The organism is Rheinheimera maricola (assembly GCF_016918075.2).
Lineage (GTDB): Bacteria > Pseudomonadota > Gammaproteobacteria > Enterobacterales > Alteromonadaceae > Alishewanella > Alishewanella maricola_A.
In genome coordinates, this window is the sequence record NZ_JAERPS020000003.1 from 168282 (window position 1) to 189784 (window position 21503).

The following is a 21503-nucleotide window of genomic DNA, read 5'->3' on the forward strand; positions in this document are numbered from 1 at the left end:
CTGGTTAGCATGATCTAAATCAAGCATCATCACGCTGTTGTTTCTATAGTGTGCATACCAGAAAAGCAATATGTCTGTTCATGCAGGACAAGACCAGGAGTAAACCATGAGTCACCTACTCGACAAACTGCGGTTTTTTAAAACCCGCAAAGCCCCGTTCGCCGATGGCCACGGTGTTACCACCAATGAAGACAGAACCTGGGAACAGGGTTACCGCCAGCGGTGGCAGCACGATAAAATTGTGCGCTCTACTCACGGTGTTAACTGTACCGGCTCGTGCAGCTGGAAGATTTATGTTAAAGATGGTCTGGTGACCTGGGAAACCCAGCAAACTGACTACCCGCGCACCCGGCCGGATTTACCCAACCACGAACCGCGCGGCTGCCCGCGTGGCGCCAGCTACTCCTGGTATATCTATAGCGCCAACCGCTTAAAATATCCTAAGGTACGCCAGCAATTAATGAAGCTGTGGCGCGAAGCCAAAGCCGTACATAAAGATCCGGTTAAAGCCTGGGAATCTATTGTCAGCAACCCGGAAAAAGCCAAAAGCTATAAAGAGCGCCGCGGTTTAGGCGGTTTTATCCGCGCCAGCTGGGATGAAGTTAACGAGCTGATTGCCGCTTCAAATGTGTACACAACTAAAACTTATGGCCCGGATCGGGTTACCGGCTTCTCGCCTATTCCGGCGATGTCGATGGTGTCTTACGCTGCCGGCGCGCGTTATTTATCACTGATTGGCGGTAACTGTTTAAGCTTCTACGACTGGTACTGCGACTTACCACCGGCTTCACCGCAGGTATGGGGTGAGCAAACCGACGTGCCCGAATCAGCCGACTGGTATAACTCGAATTACATTATTGTTTGGGGCTCCAATGTGCCGCAAACCCGCACGCCCGATGCGCACTTTTTAACCGAAGTACGCTACAAAGGTACTAAAACCTGCGTTATTACCTCGGATTACTCGGAAGCGTCTAAATTTGGTGACACCTGGTTAGCACCGCGCCAGGGTACCGATGCGGCACTGGCAATGGCGTTTGGCCATGTCATTTTAAAAGAATTTCATGTTGATAACCCAAGTGCGTATTTTACCGACTATGTAAAACGCACCACCGATATGCCGATGCTGGTAATGCTGGAGCAAGGTGACAAACATCTAACCCAAGGCCGGTTTTTACGCGCTGCCGATTTAGTCGATAACCTGGGTGAAGACAATAACCCGGATTGGAAAACCATTGCGCTGAACAGTGATGGCCGCTTAACCAGTCCCAATGGTGCCATTGGTTATCGCTGGGGCCAGGCCGGCAAATGGAACCTGGAACAAAAAGATAAAGACGGCGAGATTGACCTACAGCTATCGCTAAAAGACAACCGCGACGAGCTGGTTGAGGTGGCCTTTCCGTATTTTGGTGGTGCACCGCACGAGTATCAATACTTCCAACATACCGCACATGACGACGTGCAAATTCGTAAAATTCCGGCCAAACGCGTGCAACTGGCCGATGGTAGCAGTGCTTTAGTAGCCACCGTGTTTGATTTAATGCTGGCGCACTATGGCGTAGATAACGGCTTAGGTGATGACAGCCGCGCCAAGTCCTTCCTGGATAACGTGCCTTATACCCCGGGTTGGCAACAACCCATTACCGGCGTAAACCCGGAAGATGTGATCCGTGTAGCCCGCGAGTTTGCCCGCAATGCTGACAAAACCCGCGGTCGCTCTATGGTTATAGTGGGTGCAGCACTAAACCACTGGTATCACATGGATATGAACTACCGTGGCCTGATCAACATGCTGATGATGTGTGGCTGTATCGGCCAAAGTGGCGGCGGCTGGGCGCATTATGTCGGCCAGGAAAAACTGCGGCCACAAACCGGCTGGACACCACTGGCATTTGCGCTGGACTGGCAGAGACCGCCACGCCATATGAACGGTACCTCATTCTTCTACAACCACTCCAGCCAGTGGCGCTATGAAAAGCTGGATATGACCGAAGTGGTATCTCCGCTGGCGAATAAAGAAAAGTGGAGTGGTAGTATCGTCGACTTCAACGCCCGCGCCGAACGTATGGGCTGGTTACCGTCAGCGCCACAGCTGGGCGTTAACCCGCTGGGGTTGGCTGCTAAAGCCAAAGCCGCCGGGGTAGAATTAAAAGACTATGTGCTGCAGCAGCTAAAAGATCGCAACATTAAGTTTGCCTGCGAGCAGCCCGACAGCCCGCAAAACTTCCCGCGTAATATGTTTATCTGGCGCTCTAACCTGCTGGGCTCCAGCGGTAAAGGCCACGAATACATGCTGAAGCACTTTTTGGGCACCAAACATGGCTTGCTCGGTAAAGACTTAGGCGAATTCGGCGGTAAAAAGCCACAGGATATCGAATGGACGGACAAGGGTGCCGAAGGCAAGGTCGACTTATGGGTGACACTGGATTTTAGGATGTCCACCACCTGTCTGTATTCCGATATCGTGCTGCCTACCGCCACCTGGTACGAAAAAGACGATATGAATACCTCGGACATGCATCCGTTTATTCACCCGTTAACCGCCGCTATCGACCCGGTATGGGAAGCGCGCAGCGACTGGGAAATCTTCAAAGGCATTGCCAAGGCGTTTTCTAAAGCCTCCGTTGGCCACTTAGGCGTTGAAACCGACGTGGTTACCACGCCTATGCACCACGACACCCCAGCAGAATTAGCCCAGCCTTATGGTGTTAAAGCCTGGTGGAAAGGCGAATGTGATGCGATACCGGGTATGACCATGCCGCACATTAATATAGTGGAGCGCGATTACCCTAACACCTATGCCCGCTTTACCTCAATTGGCCCACTGCTGGAAAAAATCGGCAACGGCGGCAAAGGCATTGGTTGGGACACCAAAGAGGAAGTCAGCTTCCTGAAAAAACTGAACCGGGTGCATACCGACGAAGGCATTAACAAAGGCATGGCGAAGATTGACAGCGCCATCGATGCCTGCGAGATGATTTTGTCCTTAGCACCAGAAACCAACGGCCATGTGGCAGTGAAAGCCTGGGAAGCACTGGGCAAAATTACCGGTCGCGATCATACCCATTTAGCGCTACCAAAGGCTGATGAGAAAATCCGCTTCAATGACATTGTTGCACAGCCGCGTAAGATCATCAGCTCGCCCACCTGGTCTGGGCTGGAAGATGAGCATGTGTCGTACAACGCTGGCTACACCAACGTACACGAGCTGATCCCCTGGCGCACCATTACCGGCCGCCAGCAGTTTTATCAGGATCACGAGTGGATGCGCGATTTTGGCGAGCAGCTGTGCAGCTACAAGCCACCGATTAACTTAAAAACTGTGCAGCCGGTGCTGAATAAAAAGCCAAACGGCAATAAAGAAGTGGTACTGAACTGGATCACGCCGCACCAGAAATGGGGTATCCACAGTACCTATTCTGACAACCTGTTAATGCTGACGCTGTCGCGTGGCGGCCCTATCGTTTGGTTAAGTGAAACCGACGCAGCTGCAGCCGGCATTGAAGATAACGACTGGATTGAAATCTTTAACGTTAACGGCGCCATTGCCGCCCGTGCGGTGGTATCACAACGGGTACCGGAAGGCATGAGCATGATGTACCACGCTCAGGAGCGCATTGTAAACGTACCGGGCAGCGAACTTACCGGCACCCGCGGTGGTATTCATAACTCGGTCACCCGCGCCGTAATGAAGCCGACCCATATGATCGGTGGTTATGCCCAGCAGTCTTACGGCTTTAACTACTACGGTACGGTTGGCTGTAACCGCGATGAATTCGTCGTTGTGCGCAAAATGCAGAACGTTGACTGGTTAGATACTAAATAAGGTTGGAGTAAGTAACATGAAAGTCAGAGCTCAAATAGGCATGGTACTGAATTTAGACAAGTGCATCGGCTGCCACACTTGCTCCATCACGTGTAAAAATGTCTGGACCTCGCGTGAAGGTGTCGAGTACGCCTGGTTTAACAACGTTGAAACCAAGCCCGGTATTGGTTTTCCGAAAGAGTGGGAAAACCAGCAAAAATGGAACGGCGGCTGGGTTCGCAATAAAAGCGGCAAGCTGGAGCTGAAAATCGGCGGTAAACGTCGCATTCTGGCGAATATTTTCGCCAACCCGGACTTACCGGAAATTGACGACTACTACGAGCCGTTCGATTTTGACTACCAGCATTTACACAATGTTGGCGACACTAAGCACCAGCCGGTAGCACGGCCACGCTCGCTAATTAGCGGCCAGCGCATGGAAAAAATTGAATGGGGCCCAAACTGGGAAGAAATTCTTGGTACCGAGTTTGCCAAACGTAAAATCGACCAGAATTTCAATGAAGTGGTGCAAAAGGACATCTACGGTCAATTTGAAAAGACCTTTATGATGTATCTGCCACGTTTATGTGAGCACTGCTTAAACCCGGCCTGTGTGGCAGCCTGCCCCAGCGGCGCCATTTATAAGCGCGAAGAGGACGGCATAGTACTGATTGATCAGGACAAATGTCGTGGCTGGCGTATGTGTGTGTCGGCCTGTCCGTACAAAAAAATCTATTACAACTGGAAAACCGGTAAATCTGAAAAATGTACCTTCTGCTTCCCGCGCATTGAAGCCGGCCAGCCGACAGTCTGCTCAGAAACCTGTGTTGGCCGTATTCGCTACTTAGGCGTGTTGCTATACGACGCCGATAAAATTGAAGTCGCGGCCAATACGCCAAACGAGAAAGACTTATATCAGGCGCAGCTGGATATCTTCCTTGATCCGCACGATCCGGTAGTTATCGCCGCTGCCCGCGCTGAAGGCATTGGTGATAACTGGATTACTGCCGCCCAGCGCTCGCCGGTGTATATGATGGCAATGGACTGGAAAGTGGCGCTGCCACTGCACCCGGAGTATCGCACTCTGCCAATGGTGTGGTATGTGCCACCACTGTCACCTATTCAAAGTGCGGTGCAGGCTGGCCATGTTGGTATGAATGGCGAAATTCCGGATCTGAAATCACTGCGCATACCGCTACGTTATCTGGCCAATATGCTAACCGCCGGTGATGAAGCGCCGGTAGTACGCGCGCTGGAGCGGATGATAGCCATGCGCGCCTTTAAACGCGCCCAGCAGGTAGACGGTGTAGAAGATGCCGAGGTGTTAAAACAAGTAGGGTTAACACCGGTACAGGTTGAAGAAATGTACCGCTATATGGCGCTGGCGAACTATGAAGACCGATTTGTTATTCCTACCAGCCACCGTGCCTATGCCGAAAATGCCTATGACTTAAAATCAAGCTGTGGTTTTAGTTTTGGCAACGGCTGTGGCGATGGCAATAACGGCGTAAACCTGTTTGGCACTAAAGCCAAGGGCGTGCGTCAGGTTATCCCGGTTGAGATTAAGGATTAAATACTATGTCAACAACAAGCATGCCGATACTACAACTATTGTCTTTACTGCTGGACTACCCGAAGCAGCCGTTAATTGATGCCCAAGCAGAATTGCTGGCGATAGTGGCTGATGCCGCTATCGCAGCCGAACTGAAGCAGCAGTTAAATGCGTTTATTACAGCGCGCTGCAGTGGTGAGCTAATGGATTGGCAATCTGAATACGATAGCCTGTTCGAGCGTGGTCGCTCACTGTCTTTGCTGATATTTGAGCATATTCATGGCGAGTCGCGCGACCGTGGCCAGGCCATGGTAAACCTGATGGCGCAATACCGCGAAGCCGGTTTAGACATCGGCGTAAAAGAGCTGCCCGACTACCTGCCGCTTTACCTGGAGTTTTTATCTACTCAAGGCGAGCAAAACGCGCAAATTGGCCTGGAAGAAATTGCACCGGTATTGGCAGTAATACTATGCCGCCTTGAGCAGCGCGAGTCTGACTACGCCAGCATATTCGCCACCCTGGTGGCGCTGTCAGCGGCAGAAGTCGATTTAGCCGATATTAAAGCACAAATTGCCAGCGAAAAACGCGACGATACGCCCAAGGCACTGGACAAAGTCTGGGAAGAGGAAATGGTCAGCTTTATCGGCAACGAGCAAACCAATTCGGCTTGCGGCACAGGTAACAAGCCTAGCGACGGCCAGCGCCGCGATCAGTTTATTCCGCTCAGTACTGAGTTATTAGGTAGCGAAGAAGCTGGGCAACAACTTTATAAAGCAGCCGCGGCTAAGCGCGCTTAAAGGAGCATTAACATGGCACATTTAAATATGTTTGCCTTTGGCATTTACCCCTATATTGCCATCGCCATTATGGTGATTGGCAGCTGGATCCGCTACGACCGCGAACAGTACAGCTGGAAAACCAGCTCCAGTCAGTTGCTGGAAGGCAAACAACTGCGCAAAGGTAGTATTGCGTTTCACATTGGCGTGCTGGGCATCTTTTTAGGCCATTTCTTTGGTTTACTGATGCCAAAAGAAATTTGGTACCTGTTTGGTATTACCACCCAGATGAAACAGCTTATCGCCATTGGCGCCGGTGGCTTGTTTGGCTTGATCTGCTTTTACGGCTTAACCGTGCTGATTAAACGCCGCTTGTTTAACCCGCGCATTCGCGCCACCAGCAACCCAATGGATATTGCCATTTTATTGTTACTCTATGCGCAGTTAATTCTGGGCTTGCTGAGTATCACGGTATCGATGGGGCATTTAGATGGCGCTGAGATGCTAAAACTGATGGCCTGGGCGCAAAACACCGTCACCTTTAACAGCGTGGCAGCAGCAGAAGCTATTAGCGGCGTGCACTGGATTTTTAAACTGCACGTATTTTTAGGTATGACGTTGTTTGTGGTGTTTCCGTTTAGCCGCTTAGTACACATGCTTAGCGTGCCGGTGCAGTACATCAGCCGTCAGCACCAGATAGTACGCCAGCGTTTTGTGCGGTAATTCAGAGCCGGTGATCATTTTAGGGGCGCATAATTGCGCCCCCGCAACGCACCCGATTACAGAGGTTTAATATGATACAAGTCAACCAAGCCAGTATCAGCGAAGCGGCGATAATGGCCGAAATGCAGTACCACCCGGCCAGCGATAAACGCGCGGCCATGCTAAAGGCGGCCGAGTCACTGATTATTGGTGAGCTGCTGCGTCAGCGCGCCAAAACACTGGGGCTTAGCGTAAAAAGTGAAGCCAATACCGCCAGCGATGATAATTTTCTTGATGCATTAATTAACGCAGAAGTGGCCATACCGCAAGCCAGTACTGCAGAATGCGAGCAATACTACAAACTTAACCCACAACGGTTTCAAAGCTCACCTTTATTAGAGCTAAGCCATATTTTACTGGCTGCAGCACCGGAGGATGACAAAGCCCGGGTTGAAGCTAAAATTCTGGCCGAGCAGCTAATTAGCCAGCTACAACAAGGTGAACCATTAGCCGGGCTGGCACGGCACCATTCAGCCTGCCCATCAAAAGAAACCGGCGGCAGCTTAGGCCAAATTAGCCGCGGCCAAACTGTACCCGAGTTTGAACGGCAAATATTCAGCGCTGAACCGGGCTTGTTACCCCAGCCGGTAGAAAGCCGCTACGGTTATCATATTGTGCATATTGCCCGCAAAGTTGCCGGTCAATTGCTGCCATTTAATGCCGTTGAACGGAAAATTGCTGATTATTTAAATGAAAAAGTCCGCCGCAAAGCGGTAGCACAGTATATTCATACGCTAATTGTCGATGCCGAGATAGACGGTTTCGACTTTAACCTGTCGGCGTCGCCGCTGATGCAGTAAAGGTGCAATTGGGGCCACCATGTTTTAACACTTCGGCGGCGCCCTGCCTGCTTTGCCCTGTGTTAGCACAATAGCGCCCCAATATCGCACCCGATATTCTGCTCTGCCCGGCTTCAAAATTTTAAGCTATTAATTTATATGAAAATAATTTCTGAATAAAAGCTGGCATAGCCACTGCTTAATTCCAACGTGTTGGTATAACAGTAACTATCATGGCAAAGACGCCAGTCGCTCAGGTTCGGTAACGGACTGACAGCTGCTGGCGTTTTTTTATACCTGCAAAAAAGGAGTACTGCACCGATACCAACAACAGAGCAGGCTTACCGACTATTGGGTAACCCTTTAATTAAATTATATAAATTATTTAATCACGTTAAGATCAGCCCGTTGCTACGCGGCCCTGACTAAAGGAATACACTATGAAAGCTTTCTCTGCTGTGATGTTGTCTGCCTTACCATTTTGTTTCAGCCCCAGCCTTGTTGCCAATGAACTGAGTACCGCCGTTAAGCAAAGCAGCGTATCAGCAAATTTTCGCTATCGCTTAGAATACGTTGAGCAAGATAATGCACTGGACGACGCTATCGCCTCTAGCCTGCGCAGCCGCTTAACGGTTAATACCGGCCGCGTTTCGGGCTTTAGTGCTTTAGTGCAGCTCGATAACGTTAGCCTGCTGGGTAACGACAACTACAACAGCACGGTAAATGGCAAAACAGACTACAGCGTGGTGGCCGACCCTAAAGGCACCGATATTAATCAGGCTTTACTGCAATACAGCAACGAGAGCGGCACTACGTTTAGCGCCGGCCGCCAGTTAGTTAACCAGTTAAACCAGCGCTTTGTCGGTGGCGTTGGCTGGCGCCAGAATGAACAAACGCTGGATGGTTACCGGCTGCAACAGCAGTTCAGCGACAGTGTGAGTGCTGAGTTAGGCCATTACCATAACGTAAACCGCGTATTTGGTCCCAAAGGCGCCGCGGCAGATCAGGGCGGCAGCTTTAATACTGCCCTGTTGCAATGGCAGCTGACACCGGCGCATCAGCTGGCGGCTTTTGGTTATGATTTTGACTTTGATAACTGGGCGCTGCGCAGCAGCCGCACGGTCGGTATTGATTATCAGGGTAAGCTGAGCACTGGCCCGAAACTAAGCTGGCAGGTAGCACTGGCCAAACAGGATGATGCGCATAATGCTGCGCTCAGTTTCAGCCATCATTACCACCGTTTAAGCTTAAGCTGGGCATTGGATAACCTAACACTGCAAGCAGGCCAGGAGCGTTTAGCCGGCGATGGCCAAAGCGCGTTTCAAACGCCGCTGGCCACCTTGCATGCGTTTTCCGGCTTTGCCGATATATTTCTTAACACGCCTAATAGCGGCCTGCGCGATAACTGGCTAGAGGCCAAGACCTCACTCAACAAGGTTGCCCTCAGTGTGGCTTATCACCGCTTTGACAGCGACCTTGGCAGCACGAAATATGGTGATGAATTCAATGCCAGCGCCGGCTATAGCCTGAACAAACAACTGTCTGCGTTGCTAAAACTGGCGCACTACCAGGCTGATACACTGGCGGTAGACACTACTAAAGTCTGGCTGATGCTTAGCTACCAGTTGTAATTGTAGGGGCACATTATTGTGCCCCATCGGCACCCACTTTCTCTCAGATCCACGTTGGCCAATGTTGTTGTTGGCTCCTCTGCACCGCCCCTGGTTTTCAGCGGGCGGTTTTTTATTGCTGCATGAATAAGCACCCGAAAATCACTGTACTCCCGATGGGGTAATAGCTGCAATAAAACTGCGCCCTGGCGCAAAGCACCACTTATCACGGGCCTGAAAACATGATCCAGATCAAACATTTGACGGCGTGAACCGCTAAGCTAAAACACAACATATAGTGCCATAATGGCAAATTAGCACCATATAGCGGGTTTCATGCTGAGATTTACCGATGAGCAAATAGTGTTTCAGGAAGTGCCGGGCGAGGTGTCACTGGCGTTTACTATTGCCGGCTGCCCAGTGGGCTGTAAAGGCTGCCATAGCAGCTATAGCTGGCGCAGCGATCAGGGCACAGCATTAACACCGCTTTACCTGCAGCAGCGTTTAGACAGCTACAAGGGCCTGATCAGCTGCGTATTGTTTTTAGGCGGTGAATGGCAGCCTGATGCTCTAATAGCGCTGCTTGAACTAAGCTGCAGCGCTAAGCTGAATACTTGTTTATATACCGGGCTGGACGATGTTAGCTCATCACTGAAACAGCGGCTAACTTACCTGAAAACTGGCCCTTGGCGCGCTGAGCGCGGCGGCCTTAACAGCCTGCACACCAACCAGATATTTACCGATTTACGCACAGGCCAACGCCTGAATCATTTATTTATCACATCATAACAAGGGATATGCCATGCAAGCGCTCAACTTCTCGCAACTACAACAAAAACTCAGCTTTATCGACAACTACCTGCATGCCAATAACGCCGCCGATGGCTCAAAGCTCGATGCCAACGCCAACGTAACGCAAAAAAACATTGCCACGTTGGAAGCCGAGCTGATGAAAGATCAGTTTATTCAGGTAAACCGCGCTTTAATCAGCAATAAAATCAGCGAGTTGTTTGGCGCTGAGCTAGCCGCGGAATACCTGCGACAAATTACACAACACGAAATTTATGTACACGATGAAACCAGCTTAAAGCCCTATTGCGTGTCGGTGACCATGTATCCGTTTTTACGCGATGGCTTAACCAAACTGGGTGGCGAGTCGCAAGCACCAAAACATTTAGAGTCGTTTTGCGGCTGCTTTGTCAATTTTGTGTTTGCAGTGTCCAGCCAGTTTGCCGGCGCCGTGGCCACGGTAGAATTTTTAACCTACTTTGATTACTTTGCCCGTAAAGACTACGGCGATAATTATCTGCAAACGCACCCTAAGCAAATTGCTAACCACTTGCAGCATGTGGTGTATGCGCTAAACCAACCAGCCGCAGCGCGCGGTTACCAAAGCGTATTCTGGAACATCTCGGTGTACGACCAACATTACTTCGACAGCATGTTTGGCAACTTCGTGTTTCCGGATTTTGTTAAACCACAGTGGCAATCAGTATCAGCCTTGCAGCAGTTTTTCTTAAGCTGGTTCAATAAAGAGCGGCAGAAAACCGTATTAACCTTTCCTGTGGTGACAGTAGCGATGCTAACCGACAACGGTAAATGCAAAGATGCCGCCTTTGCCAACGACATCGCCAGCGAGATGGCCGCGGGTAATTCATTCTTTATTTACCAGTCGGAAAATGCCGACTCGTTAGCCAGCTGCTGCCGGCTACGCAGTGAAATCAGCGACAATACTTTTTCTTACTCACTCGGTGCTGGCGGCGTGGCCACCGGCTCTATTAACGTAATAACCATTAATATGAACCGCCTGATGCAGGATGGCCGCGATCTTGCTACAGAGGTGCGCAATATTCATAAATATCAGGTCGCCTACCGTAAATTAATGGAGCAGTACCAAGCCGCCGGTTTGCTCACCGTATACGACGCTGGCTTTATCAGTCTGGATAAGCAATTTTTAACCATTGGCATTAACGGCATGGTTGAAGCCGCCGAATCACAGGGCTTAACCGCCGGTAATAACCCGGCTTATATCAGCTTTGTGCAGCAACAGCTAAAAGTGATTTTTGACGCCAATAAAGCCGCCAAAGCCGAATACGGCTACATGTTTAACACCGAGTTTGTGCCGGCGGAGAACCTGGGCGTAAAAAATGCTAAGTGGGACCGCGACGACGGTTACTTAGTGCCGCGCGACTGCTACAACTCGTATTTTTATGTGGTTGAGGATGAGCAGAGCAATACGCTGGATAAGTTTCAACTGCATGGCCGTGAACTGCTGGATTATCTCGACGGCGGCTCGGCGCTGCATTTAAATCTGGCGGAAAAGCTCGACCAGCCTGGTTACCTTAACCTGCTGAATATCGCCGCCCAAACCGGCTGCAATTACTTTTGCGTCAACGTGAAAATTACCATCTGCAACAACTGCGAGGCAATCGACAAACGCACGCTGTGCGCCTGCCCCGACTGCGGTAGCCTGGATATAGACTACGGCACCCGGGTAATTGGTTACTTAAAACGGGTATCGGCCTTTAGCAGCGGCCGCCGCCAGGAGCATAGTTTGCGGCATTATCAAAGAGAGCTAAACTCGCAGCAACAGCGCAGCGCCTAAAGCGGATCAGAGCTGGGGCGCCTGAAACTATGGTAATGGGCGCCCCTACAAAACCGATGCAGGCATCAAACAAACAACAATGGTTTAAACCGTGCCAGATATAAAATTCCACCCAAATGTGCCAGCGCCAATACGGCGCAGGCCGAGCGCACGGGCACACTTAAGTGCTGCTTTAATGCGCCAATACCAAAGGCGATATAACCCAGCAGCAGTAAAATTTTAAACCCCAGCCATTGGTGCACAAAGGGCTGCCACGGACCGATAGCCAGCAGCGTAAAGGCCAGCGTGAGCAGCAAAGTATCATTGATATGTGGTAAATGCCGTACCGGGCTTTGTCGCCAGCCCGGCTTTCTGGCCAGATCCAACAACAAACGCAGCAAAAATAAGGTCGCACTTAAATAAGCGCAAAACATATGTAATTGTTTCACGGGTAAATAATATTCCATTGGCCTCACCTCTAGCGTGTGTATGCGCGCCACCTTAAAGCAACTTGGCCACTGTGCCTATATCGCTAAAGAGGTAGAAAGCACCAATACCAACATTCTGGCAGGTACTTTCTACCCCATGGGTAAAAAATACCCGAACCTTCTCAGGTCAAAAGCACCAAACCTTTAGTGAAGCTACATATAAATCCTTTACAAACAAAAACTTAAAATATGGCTTGCTTCTTGTAATAGCGCTGCAGGCGGGCGAGGCCCGTGCGATAAAAAAACAGGAGTGAAGTATGACACTTGGGCGCAACATCAATAATGTAAGGGGGCTGTATGGCCGGATATCGTAAACTCTGGTGGCTGCTAATCACCATTTTAGCCATTACCTTCTCGGTGCTGGGCTATTTTGGCGCTGAGGTGTACCGCTCAGCGCCGCCAGTACCAGCTAAGGTGGTTGATCAGCAAGGACAAGTGCTGATGAACAACGAGACTATTTTAAACGGCCAGACTGCCTGGCAATCTGTCGGGGGTATGCAGCTGGGATCTATTTGGGGCCACGGTGCTTATCAGGCACCGGACTGGACGGCCGACTGGCTGCACCGCGAGTTAATGGCCTGGCTGGAACTGGCAGCGCAAGATGAATTTGGCCAAAGCTACACTGAGCTAAATGCCAAGCAACAAAATGCGTTGCAGTTTGCGCTCAAGCAAGCTTATCGCACTAACAGCTACGACAAAGCCACTGATACCTTGCTGCTGAGCGACAGACGGGCGCAGGCAATAGCGCAAACAGCTGAGCACTATATAGCGTTATTTGGCGATGATGCCACGCTTAGCCAAACCCGCGCCAACTATGCGATGAAAAACAATACCTTGCCCTCGCTGAAACGCCGCCAGGAAATGACGCAGTTTTTCTTCTGGACCGCCTGGGCCGCCAGCACAGAGCGCACACCGGATAGCGCCACTTACACCAATAACTGGCCGCATGAGCCATTAATTGATAACCGGCCAACGGCGGAGAATCTGATCTGGTCTTTGGTCAGCATTATTTTACTGATCGCCGGTGTCGGTGGCCTGATCTGGGGCTGGGCATTTTTGCGTAAACACGACGAAGAAGAGCCTGAAGTTCCTAAACAAGACCCTATTGCCCGGCTTAAACTTACGCCGTCACAAAAGTCATTAGGTAAATATATTCTGGTGGTAGTGGCCTTGTTTACCCTGCAGGTAATGCTGGGTGGCTTTACCGCGCACTACACGGTAGAAGGTGATGGTTTTTATGGCTTAAATACCACTGAATGGTTGCCATACAGCCTGGCGCGTACCTGGCATATTCAGGCAGCGATGTTCTGGATCGCCACCGGCTTTTTAGCGGCAGGGTTATTCTTAGCGCCGATCATTAACGGCGGTAAAGATCCTAAGTTCCAGAAACTGGGCGTAGATATCCTGTTTTGGGCGTTAGTGGTGCTGGTGGCTGGCTCCTTTGCCGGTAACTACTTTGCCATTATGCAAATTATGCCCGAGCAGTACAGCTTCTGGTTTGGCCATCAGGGCTACGAGTACATCGATATTGGCCGCTTCTGGCAAATTATTAAATACGTTGGTGTGTTGTTCTGGCTGCTGTTAATGCTGCGGGCCATAGTGCCGGCATTTAAAGCGCCGGGTGATAAAAACCTGCTGGCGCTGTTTGCTGCCTCGGTAATTTGTGTTGGCTTATTCTACGGCGCCGGCTTGTTTTATGGTGAACGTACGCATTTATCGGTAATGGAGTACTGGCGCTGGTGGGTAGTACACCTGTGGGTAGAGGGCTTCTTTGAAGTGTTCGCCACGGTATCGCTGGCGTTTATCTTCCACAGCATGGGGCTGGTATCACGCAGTGTGGCCACCAGTGCTAGTTTAGCCTCGGCATCGTTATTTATGCTTGGTGGTATACCCGGCACCTTCCACCATCTGTATTTCGCTGGCACTACTACACCGGTGATGGCGGTAGGCGCCACCTTCAGTGCATTGGAAGTGGTGCCGCTGGTGGTACTGGGCTACGAAGCCTGGGAAAACTGGCGCTTAAAAAACAAAGCCCCCTGGATGGGCGATATTAAATGGCCACTGATGTTTTTTGTCGCGGTAGCATTTTGGAATATGCTTGGTGCCGGTGTGTTTGGCTTTATGATTAACCCACCTATTGCGCTGTATTACCTGCAAGGCTTAAACACCACGCCAACCCATGCCCATGCTGCACTATTTGGTGTCTATGGCTTCCTGGCGCTGGGCTTTTGCTTGCTTATTCTGCGTTATATCCGACCACAGCTGGTGTTTGATGAAAAATTGATGAAAACCGCGTTTTGGTGGATGAACGGCGGCCTGGTGTTAATGCTATTTACCAGCTTATTGCCTATTGGTTTTATCCAGTTTTACGCCAGCGCTACCGAAGGCCTATGGTATGCCCGCAGTGAAGCTTTTATGCAAAGCGATATTTTGCATACGCTACGCTGGGTACGCACAGTTGGCGATGTGATCTTTATCATCGGCGCCTTAGCAGTAAGTTGGCAGGTGGTAAAAGGCGTGTTTAACGGTAAAGCTGCCCGGCAGCCATTGCAACAGCTAAGCTGATATTTCTGTTAATTAAAGACACCGTAGCACGTCTGCGGTGTCTTTTTTTCTACTAACTCCTTATAATTGCCCTCCTTTGGTGCAAATATCGGATTTAACCTTGCAACGCCAAGCGAAAAACCTGCTTAGTGCCGCACTGGCACAATTGGGCCTGATTAAACGTGACAGCCAGCGTTTGTCCGCCATACCATTATCCGAACGGTTAAAGGTAGCACTGGCCGCCTTTATCGCGTTATTTATGGTTACCTACACCAGCCTGCAGCTAGCTGATGCTACCAGCACTATTGTGCTGCTTGCTTCAATGGGCGCTTCGTCAGTATTGTTATTTGGTTTACCCAACAGCCCACTGGCCCGGCCCTGGTCATTTGCCGCCGGCCATATTATCTCTGCTGCGGTCGGCCTTATCTGCTCGCACTTGTTTACCGACTTAGCCCTGATGGCAGCGGTAACCATAGGCTGTGTGCTGTTTGTTATGTACCTGTTTGAGTGTATGCACCCGCCTGGCGGCGCCACTGCGCTGGTACCAGTGATTGCCTCAACTGACAGCGTACTGGGTTATGACTTTTTGCTGTACCCGGTGGCGCTGAATGTATTCGTCATGCTGCTGGTAGCTATTGTGCTGCAAAAATTTTGGCTAAAACGCGGGCTGCAGCCCACAGCGCAAAAATTTGATCCAGTGCATTTGCATAGAGACGCCTCACCGCTGAAACGGCTGGGCCTGCAGCCAGAAGATTTACTCAGCGCACTCAACAGCTTTGATACCGTGGTCGATATTAGCGAGCAGGATTTAGAACGTTTGTACTATCAGGCGCAGTTAAATGCCTATCAGCGCAAAAGCGGTGAAATTCGCTGTAGCGACATTATGTCGCGTGATCTGGTTACTGTTGGGCCGAACAGCGCAGTGGCATCGGCCTGGCAACTGCTACGCAAACACAAAATTAGTATGTTGCCAGTAACAGACACCCAGCAGCAACTGCTAGGCGTGGTATCAACGGTCGACTTTCTGAAAAACTTACAAGTACCACACTACTGGGGCTTACTGCGCCATGTTAATCAACTGCTGCTAAAAAACCGCCACAATAGACAATACAAACGTAAAGTAGCCGAGATTATGGTGACAAAGCTAACCGTTGCGCACGAGAACGACCATATCGCCGCGTTGGTGCCGATGTTATCCGATCAGGGCTTGCACCATATACCTGTGTTAAACGACCAGCAGCAGCTGGTCGGCATTATTACCCAGTCGGATCTTATTGCCGCGCTCTTTAGCAACAACCTGGTTTGCAACAACTCGGTTAACGACAACTTGGCTAGCACTAAACCGACCTGAACCCTACCCCATCAGGGGTAAGCCGTTACCACTTAATACCAAGGCTCAGGCCGACCCGGCTTTGTTACACTAGTCAAAATGGTTACTGAGCTTATGCTATGAATATTGAATCTTACTCTGACTTAATCCAGGCTGCCGCCATGCAGGACGAGCCGCAGCGTTTGCTGTTTGTGTTTGCCAAAGCCGAGCTGCCTAATGGCTACACCGACACGCAGAAAAACAACTTTGAGCAAGGCCACGGCGGCGCGTTAGCACCGGTGTTGTGTGTTGATAAATTACCGGATGACGTCAGCGATTTTGCCAGCTTAGTGAATGAATCAAAAACCACTGGCGTCGACTGGGATATCGCCTTTGTTTCAGCACTGGGCGGCCGTGGTGGTTTCCCGCCAAACAGCGATGAGGCTAGCCAGCCACTGAAAATGATGATGGAAAAAATTCAGGGCGGCATGATTGCCGATTTTCTAACCTTTGATAAAGCAGGTGAATTAGTGGCGTTGTATTAACCACATCAATTACAGCCGATGCAGAGCGCAATGATGCGCCCCTACAACAACCATTGTCTGTGCCCTCGCCAAGACGTTATTTCAGCCCCAGCGCCGTTCGAACCGAGTTAGCAAAGTCGGTAAAACGCTCAGTCAGGCTGCGTTTTACACTGATGCTAACCGAGCCCAATACCGAATAGCCCTCAATACGGATAAAGTGGGTTTTGTGTGTCCCGGCCTTGTCAGTGCTTACACTGTTACTGCTGGACGAGACGATATTATTAATATCGCTAAGCACAGCTACATGCTCGGGCACCTTAATGTCGATGCTGCCAAGCCAATTACGGGTGTACAGTGTTACCTGCGGCTGATCAAATACGGCGTCGGAAAAATCCAGCTCTATCGATGACAGCGCATTAATAATCGTCAGCTGCGCTGGTACGCGCCACGGACCGCTGCGCTCATCACTGCTCAGTACCGACACCAGTCGATCACCGTCCGCAGTATCGGATGTAGCAGTGCGCTCAGCTTTAGCTTGCGGCTTTGCCGCACTGTTAAAGCTCTGTGCCCACATAGCACGGTACTTTGCATCTGGCAGCAGGGTTAAATCGGCCACTTGCTCGGCCAGCAGCTGATGATCATCCGAGTTAGTAGCAATATCCAGCCGGCGCTCAAAGGCCTGCTCAGAAATGACACCGTGGCTGTAGTTCATAATAAGCTGGTCAATCACCTCTTCCCTGACCTGAGCAATAGGCCTGTCTGCCAATTTTACGCCTGTGATATCAAGTGCCATGCTGTTTCCCCTTACCGGCTATTGCGTTGTCCATGCATTAACGCTGAGTACATAATCAACAGCATGGCGCAAAGTTTCCGGTTCAGAAAGGAGAAAATTGTAAGCGTATTTAACAGCGCGAGCATAGGGGGCAACATTTGGTTGCTTGACTTGTTAAATGCCACCCACTAGCATAATGCGTATAAACAGTGCGCATAGGCGATGCTAGGAGTAAATGTGATGCCACCTTTAAGCAGCAACGCGGTCGCTAAAAAAGCGACAAACCTTAGTATCAACAGAGATTTATTAGCAGAGGCCCGCAGCCTGAATATAAACCTGTCTGCCACGCTTGAGGGGGCGCTAACTGAAAAAATCCGTCAGGAAAAGCGCAATCAATGGCTGCAAGATAACCGCGAAGCCATTGCCGCCTGTAATGAACTTGCTGAACAAAACGGTCTTTTTGCTGACAAGCATCGGGTATTCTGATGGCGCAGTTCGACGTTTATGTAAATACTGATCAAGATACCTATAAAATTTACCCCTATTTTATCGATATTCAAAACAGCCTCCTCGATACCCTGAATAGCAGAGTCGTAATTCCACTGACGCCCATTCAGGGGGCCGACAATACCTACCCCAAACACCTTTGCCCTGTCATTGAAATTATCAACAAAAAGTTTGCAGTGCTTACCTATCAGCTGACCAGCGTCCCCATCAGTTTTTTGCAACAACAGGAAACGTCAGTCGTTGCCAGTCGGGATGACATCGTCGCGGCTATAGATTTTCTGGTTACCGGCATTTAACAAAACAAGAATGGTGTTTGGGTAATTAACAGCTAAACCAGTGTTGGGGCGCATAGTTGCGCCCTATTTCTTTATCAATGCCCGCTATAAATCGGGGCGCTTTCTCGGTATAAATAGTTGCGCCTATATAGGTTTATACCACTTTCGAATAGCGTTGCTGGCTCTGGGTTAAATAGGCATCAAAGCAGGCGCAGATACTGCGCACCCATAGCCTGCCGGCGTTGGTGACTTTAATCCGCCCAGCGTATACCTCAACTAAACCGTCTTCCATAAAGGGCTGCAAGCGCTCTAGCGCCTCGGCGAAGTATTGCCAGAGGCCGTTAATACGCCAGCGCTGACTAAAAGCTTCAACATCCAGCTCGAAGTGACAGATTAACTGGCTAATCAGTGCGGCACGCAGTTTATCATCGCTATTTAAACTAAAGCCGCGCTCTACCGGCAGCCGGCCGCTGTTGATAGCGGCATAATATTCCGGCAGCTCTTTACTGTTTTGCCATAACACCCCGCTTACCTGGCTGATACTGGATACGCCAAGGCCAATTAACGCATCTTGCCCTGCGGTAGTATAACCCTGAAAATTACGCTGCAGCTTACCAGCTTGTTGCGCCTTGGCTAAGGCGTCATCGGGTCTGGCAAAGTGGTCCATGCCGATAAACTGATAGCCAGCGGCAACAAATCGGTTAATGGCCAGTTGCATTAACTCCAGCTTTAACGGCGCATCCGGCAGGCTGGCATCACTGATTTTACGCTGAGCGGCAAAGCGCTCAGGAATATGGGCATAGCTAAATAGTGAGATGCGATCGGGGTTTAAGCGGATAATTTCATCAACTGTCTCGGTAAAACTGGCCGGCTGCTGAAATGGCAGACCGTAGATAAGGTCAAGATTAATCGAGCTAAAGCCGAGTTCACGGCTTAACTGCACCTGATGGCGGATAAGGTCGGTGTCCTGCACGCGGTTAATGGCAATTTGCACCTTTTCATCTAAATCCTGCACGCCAAAGCTGACACGATTAAAGCCCAGCGTACGTAAGTGCCGCAGCTTATCGTCGCTGCAGCTGCGCGGATCTATTTCAATGCTAATTTCTGCATCCGTATTAATAGCAAAATTTTGCTGCAACAACGCCATTAAGCGGCTTAGCTGCACTTCGGTTAAAAAAGTGGGGGTACCGCCACCTAAATGCAGCTGGTTGATGCTTTTGCCGTTAAGCAGCGGTTGATACAGCGCCATTTCCTGCGCTAAAGCGTCAAGATAAGTATCGGCTTTATGCTGATGGCGGGTGATCACCTTATTGCAGCCGCAGTAGTAACAAAGCTTGTGGCAAAATGGGATATGCAGGTACAAGCTGAGTTCGTTCGGGCTTTGCGCTATGGCCGTTTGAATTTGGCCGCGATCAAAGTTGCTGTCAAGCGCCAATGCCGTAGGGTACGAGGTATAACGCGGACCGTTAATATTATACTTACTGATTAACTTCTGATCCCACTGTATGGTTTGCATTTTAACCTCGTTTACGGGTTTGGGCCGACAGCTTGCCATTATAATAACCTCCGGGGCGCATACTTTGATCTGCCGCAGGTCAAACTTAATTGGCCACTACAGCAGCGTTGTTGCTAGCCAACTGCTGTTGCTGTGCCAGCCAGTTTAGAGCGCGATGACACAGTAGCGGCAAACGCTCTGGCCCTATGCTGTCGAGCAGGTTTTTGCAGTACAAGCCAAGCTCGGTATCACCCAGCATTTGCAGCCGGCGGCGAAAAAACAATGTATCCGGATCGGCTGTATTGCTGATCATGGCGATAAAATCAGCCAGCTCTGCCTTTAGCAGTAAATCCTGCGGTGCGCTATCAAGCTGTACCTGCAGCCTGTTGCCGTTTAAGCTGATAGCAAACTGCAGTGTTATATCGCTAACCTGCACCACCAGCGTCTTAGCACTTAAAAAATTCAGCTCGCCGCTTTTAAGTTCAGGGCGGAAGAACTGGTTTAGCGCCAACTGTAACACGCCAGCCTGGGCCGCTTTAGGCGCACAGCGGGTAAAGCCACGTAGCATTGTAGGTAGTGACGCTACCAATTTAGAGTTAACTCTATTAATATCAAACATATACAAGCCTTGCTGTTAGTTATCACCCTATAATAAAACCACAGTACGCCGCCACCGGCTATTCCCTGTCGGTGGTAGTGATAAACGCTAAGCTAACGCGGAAGACCATTATGGAGCTGCTCTGCCCGGCTGGCAGTATGCCGGCACTAAAAACCGCTATTGAACATGGCGCCGATGCCGTTTATATCGGTTTAAAAGATGATACCAACGCCCGCCATTTTGCTGGCTTGAATTTTGACCAGGCTAAGCTGAAGGAAGCGGCCAGTTATGTGCACCAGCACGGTAAAAAGCTGCATGTGGCCATTAATACCTTTGCCCAACCAAACAGCTACCAGCGCTGGCAACAGGCGGTGGATATGGCCGCCGATGCCGGTGCCGATGTGCTTATTTTGGCCGATATTGCGGTGCTGGCTTATGCTGCGGCGCGCTACCCGAAACTGGAGCGGCATTTATCGGTGCAGGCGTCTGCCACTAATGCAGCGGCGATTGATTTTTACCGCCAGTTTAATATCAGCCGCGTGGTACTGCCGCGGGTATTATCGATGCAGCAAGTGCGGGCGCTAGCTCACAGTTGCGATATAGACCTGGAAGTATTCGCCTTTGGCAGCCTGTGTATTATGGCCGAAGGCCGCTGTTATTTAAGCTCTTATATGACCGGGCAGTCGCCCAATACCGCGGGTGCCTGTTCGCCGGCTACTTTTGTTAACTGGCAGGATAACAACGGCACATTGGAGTCGCGTTTAAACGGCATTTTAATCGACCGTTTTGCGCCCAACGAAACCGCCGGCTACCCCACCCTCTGCAAAGGCCGCTTTAAGGTAGGCAGCGACACCTACCATGCCCTGGAAGAGCCCACCAGTTTAAATACGCTGGATTTGCTGCCACAGCTGTACGCCGAGGGCATTAAATCGTTAAAAATAGAAGGCCGCCAACGCAGCCCGGCCTATGTGGCACAAATAACCAAAGTCTGGCGTGCCGCCATAGATGCGGTTATGGCCACGCCAGAGCGTTTTAACGTACAGCCACAGTGGCAGCAGGTGCTGGCAGGACTATCTGAAGGCAGCCAGACCACGCTGGGCGCCTATCATCGTAAATGGAAATAAGC

General features: G+C 50.4%; 18 protein-coding genes. 14 read left to right on the forward strand and 4 right to left on the reverse strand.

What is annotated here, in order from left to right; all coding sequences use genetic code 11:
- Positions 1–106 precede the first annotated feature (106 nt).
- From I4W93_RS09460 to nrdD, 8 genes are all read left to right on the forward strand, one after another.
- Positions 107–3823: a nitrate reductase subunit alpha gene (locus tag I4W93_RS09460; RefSeq protein WP_205311170.1), complete on the forward strand. Its 3717-nt coding sequence runs from the start codon at positions 107–109 to the stop codon at positions 3821–3823.
- Positions 3824–3839: 16 nt separating this feature from the next.
- Positions 3840–5375, forward strand: coding sequence for a nitrate reductase subunit beta (gene narH, locus I4W93_RS09465; protein ID WP_205311169.1), 1536 nt, complete (start codon positions 3840–3842; stop codon positions 5373–5375).
- Positions 5376–5380: 5 nt separating this feature from the next.
- Positions 5381–6151 carry a nitrate reductase molybdenum cofactor assembly chaperone gene (gene narJ / locus I4W93_RS09470; RefSeq protein WP_224673362.1) on the forward strand — a complete coding sequence of 257 codons (771 nt, stop codon included), beginning with the start codon at positions 5381–5383 and terminating at the stop codon, positions 6149–6151.
- A 12-nt stretch (positions 6152–6163) separates the two neighbouring features.
- On the forward strand, positions 6164–6853 hold the full coding sequence (gene narI, locus I4W93_RS09475) for a respiratory nitrate reductase subunit gamma (RefSeq protein ID WP_205311168.1): 690 nt from the start codon (positions 6164–6166) through the stop codon (positions 6851–6853).
- Positions 6854–6924: 71 nt separating this feature from the next.
- On the forward strand, positions 6925–7692 hold the full coding sequence (locus I4W93_RS09480) for a peptidylprolyl isomerase (RefSeq protein WP_205311167.1): 768 nt from the start codon (positions 6925–6927) through the stop codon (positions 7690–7692).
- 419 nt (positions 7693–8111) lie between these two features.
- Entirely contained in the window at positions 8112–9302 is a 1191-nt protein-coding gene (locus I4W93_RS09485; protein ID WP_205311166.1) for a hypothetical protein, read from the forward strand.
- Positions 9303–9617: 315 nt separating this feature from the next.
- Positions 9618–10070, forward strand: coding sequence for an anaerobic ribonucleoside-triphosphate reductase activating protein (gene nrdG, locus I4W93_RS09490; RefSeq protein ID WP_205311165.1), 453 nt, complete (start codon positions 9618–9620; stop codon positions 10068–10070).
- Positions 10051–11886, forward strand: a complete 1836-nt coding sequence (nrdD, locus tag I4W93_RS09495; protein ID WP_369408125.1) for an anaerobic ribonucleoside-triphosphate reductase — start codon at positions 10051–10053, stop codon at positions 11884–11886. Before nrdG ends, nrdD begins: the two co-directional genes overlap by 20 nt.
- Before the next feature lie 65 nt (positions 11887–11951).
- Here nrdD and I4W93_RS09500 read toward each other — a convergent pair whose 3' ends face one another.
- Positions 11952–12332 carry a SirB2 family protein gene (locus I4W93_RS09500; protein WP_205311163.1) on the reverse strand — a complete coding sequence of 127 codons (381 nt, stop codon included), beginning with the start codon at positions 12330–12332 and terminating at the stop codon, positions 11952–11954.
- Positions 12333–12650: 318 nt separating this feature from the next.
- Between I4W93_RS09500 and I4W93_RS09505 the strand changes: the two genes are divergently transcribed.
- The 3 genes from I4W93_RS09505 (at position 12651) to I4W93_RS09515 (ending at position 16751) form a co-directional block, all read left to right on the forward strand.
- Positions 12651–14918: a nitric-oxide reductase large subunit gene (locus tag I4W93_RS09505; protein ID WP_205311162.1), complete on the forward strand. Its 2268-nt coding sequence runs from the start codon at positions 12651–12653 to the stop codon at positions 14916–14918.
- Positions 14919–15018: 100 nt separating this feature from the next.
- Positions 15019–16248 carry an HPP family protein gene (locus I4W93_RS09510; RefSeq protein ID WP_224673363.1) on the forward strand — a complete coding sequence of 410 codons (1230 nt, stop codon included), beginning with the start codon at positions 15019–15021 and terminating at the stop codon, positions 16246–16248.
- 98 nt (positions 16249–16346) lie between these two features.
- Complete coding sequence (locus tag I4W93_RS09515) at positions 16347–16751, forward strand: ribonucleotide reductase subunit alpha (protein WP_205311160.1); 405 nt, start codon at positions 16347–16349, stop codon at positions 16749–16751.
- Between the two features lie 76 nt (positions 16752–16827).
- Here I4W93_RS09515 and I4W93_RS09520 read toward each other — a convergent pair whose 3' ends face one another.
- On the reverse strand, positions 16828–17523 hold the full coding sequence (locus I4W93_RS09520) for a hypothetical protein (protein ID WP_205311159.1): 696 nt from the start codon (positions 17521–17523) through the stop codon (positions 16828–16830).
- Between the two features lie 219 nt (positions 17524–17742).
- Between I4W93_RS09520 and I4W93_RS09525 the strand changes: the two genes are divergently transcribed.
- Positions 17743–17988: a type II toxin-antitoxin system CcdA family antitoxin gene (locus I4W93_RS09525; protein WP_205311158.1), complete on the forward strand. Its 246-nt coding sequence runs from the start codon at positions 17743–17745 to the stop codon at positions 17986–17988.
- Positions 17988–18305 (forward strand): CcdB family protein, encoded by a 318-nt coding sequence (locus I4W93_RS09530; protein ID WP_205311157.1) that lies wholly within the window; start codon positions 17988–17990, stop codon positions 18303–18305. Before I4W93_RS09525 ends, I4W93_RS09530 begins: the two co-directional genes overlap by 1 nt.
- Before the next feature lie 133 nt (positions 18306–18438).
- On the opposite strand, the gene hemN is transcribed toward I4W93_RS09530, so the two are convergent.
- Positions 18439–19800, reverse strand: coding sequence for an oxygen-independent coproporphyrinogen III oxidase (hemN, locus tag I4W93_RS09535; protein ID WP_205311156.1), 1362 nt, complete (start codon positions 19798–19800; stop codon positions 18439–18441).
- 85 nt (positions 19801–19885) lie between these two features.
- Complete coding sequence (gene ubiT / locus I4W93_RS09540; protein WP_205311155.1) at positions 19886–20398, reverse strand: ubiquinone anaerobic biosynthesis accessory factor UbiT; 513 nt, start codon at positions 20396–20398, stop codon at positions 19886–19888.
- 110 nt (positions 20399–20508) lie between these two features.
- Here ubiT and ubiU point away from each other — a divergent pair, with 110 nt between their 5' ends.
- Positions 20509–21501, forward strand: a complete 993-nt coding sequence (ubiU, locus tag I4W93_RS09545) for a ubiquinone anaerobic biosynthesis protein UbiU (RefSeq protein WP_205311154.1) — start codon at positions 20509–20511, stop codon at positions 21499–21501.
- The last annotated feature ends 2 nt before the right edge of the window (positions 21502–21503 follow it).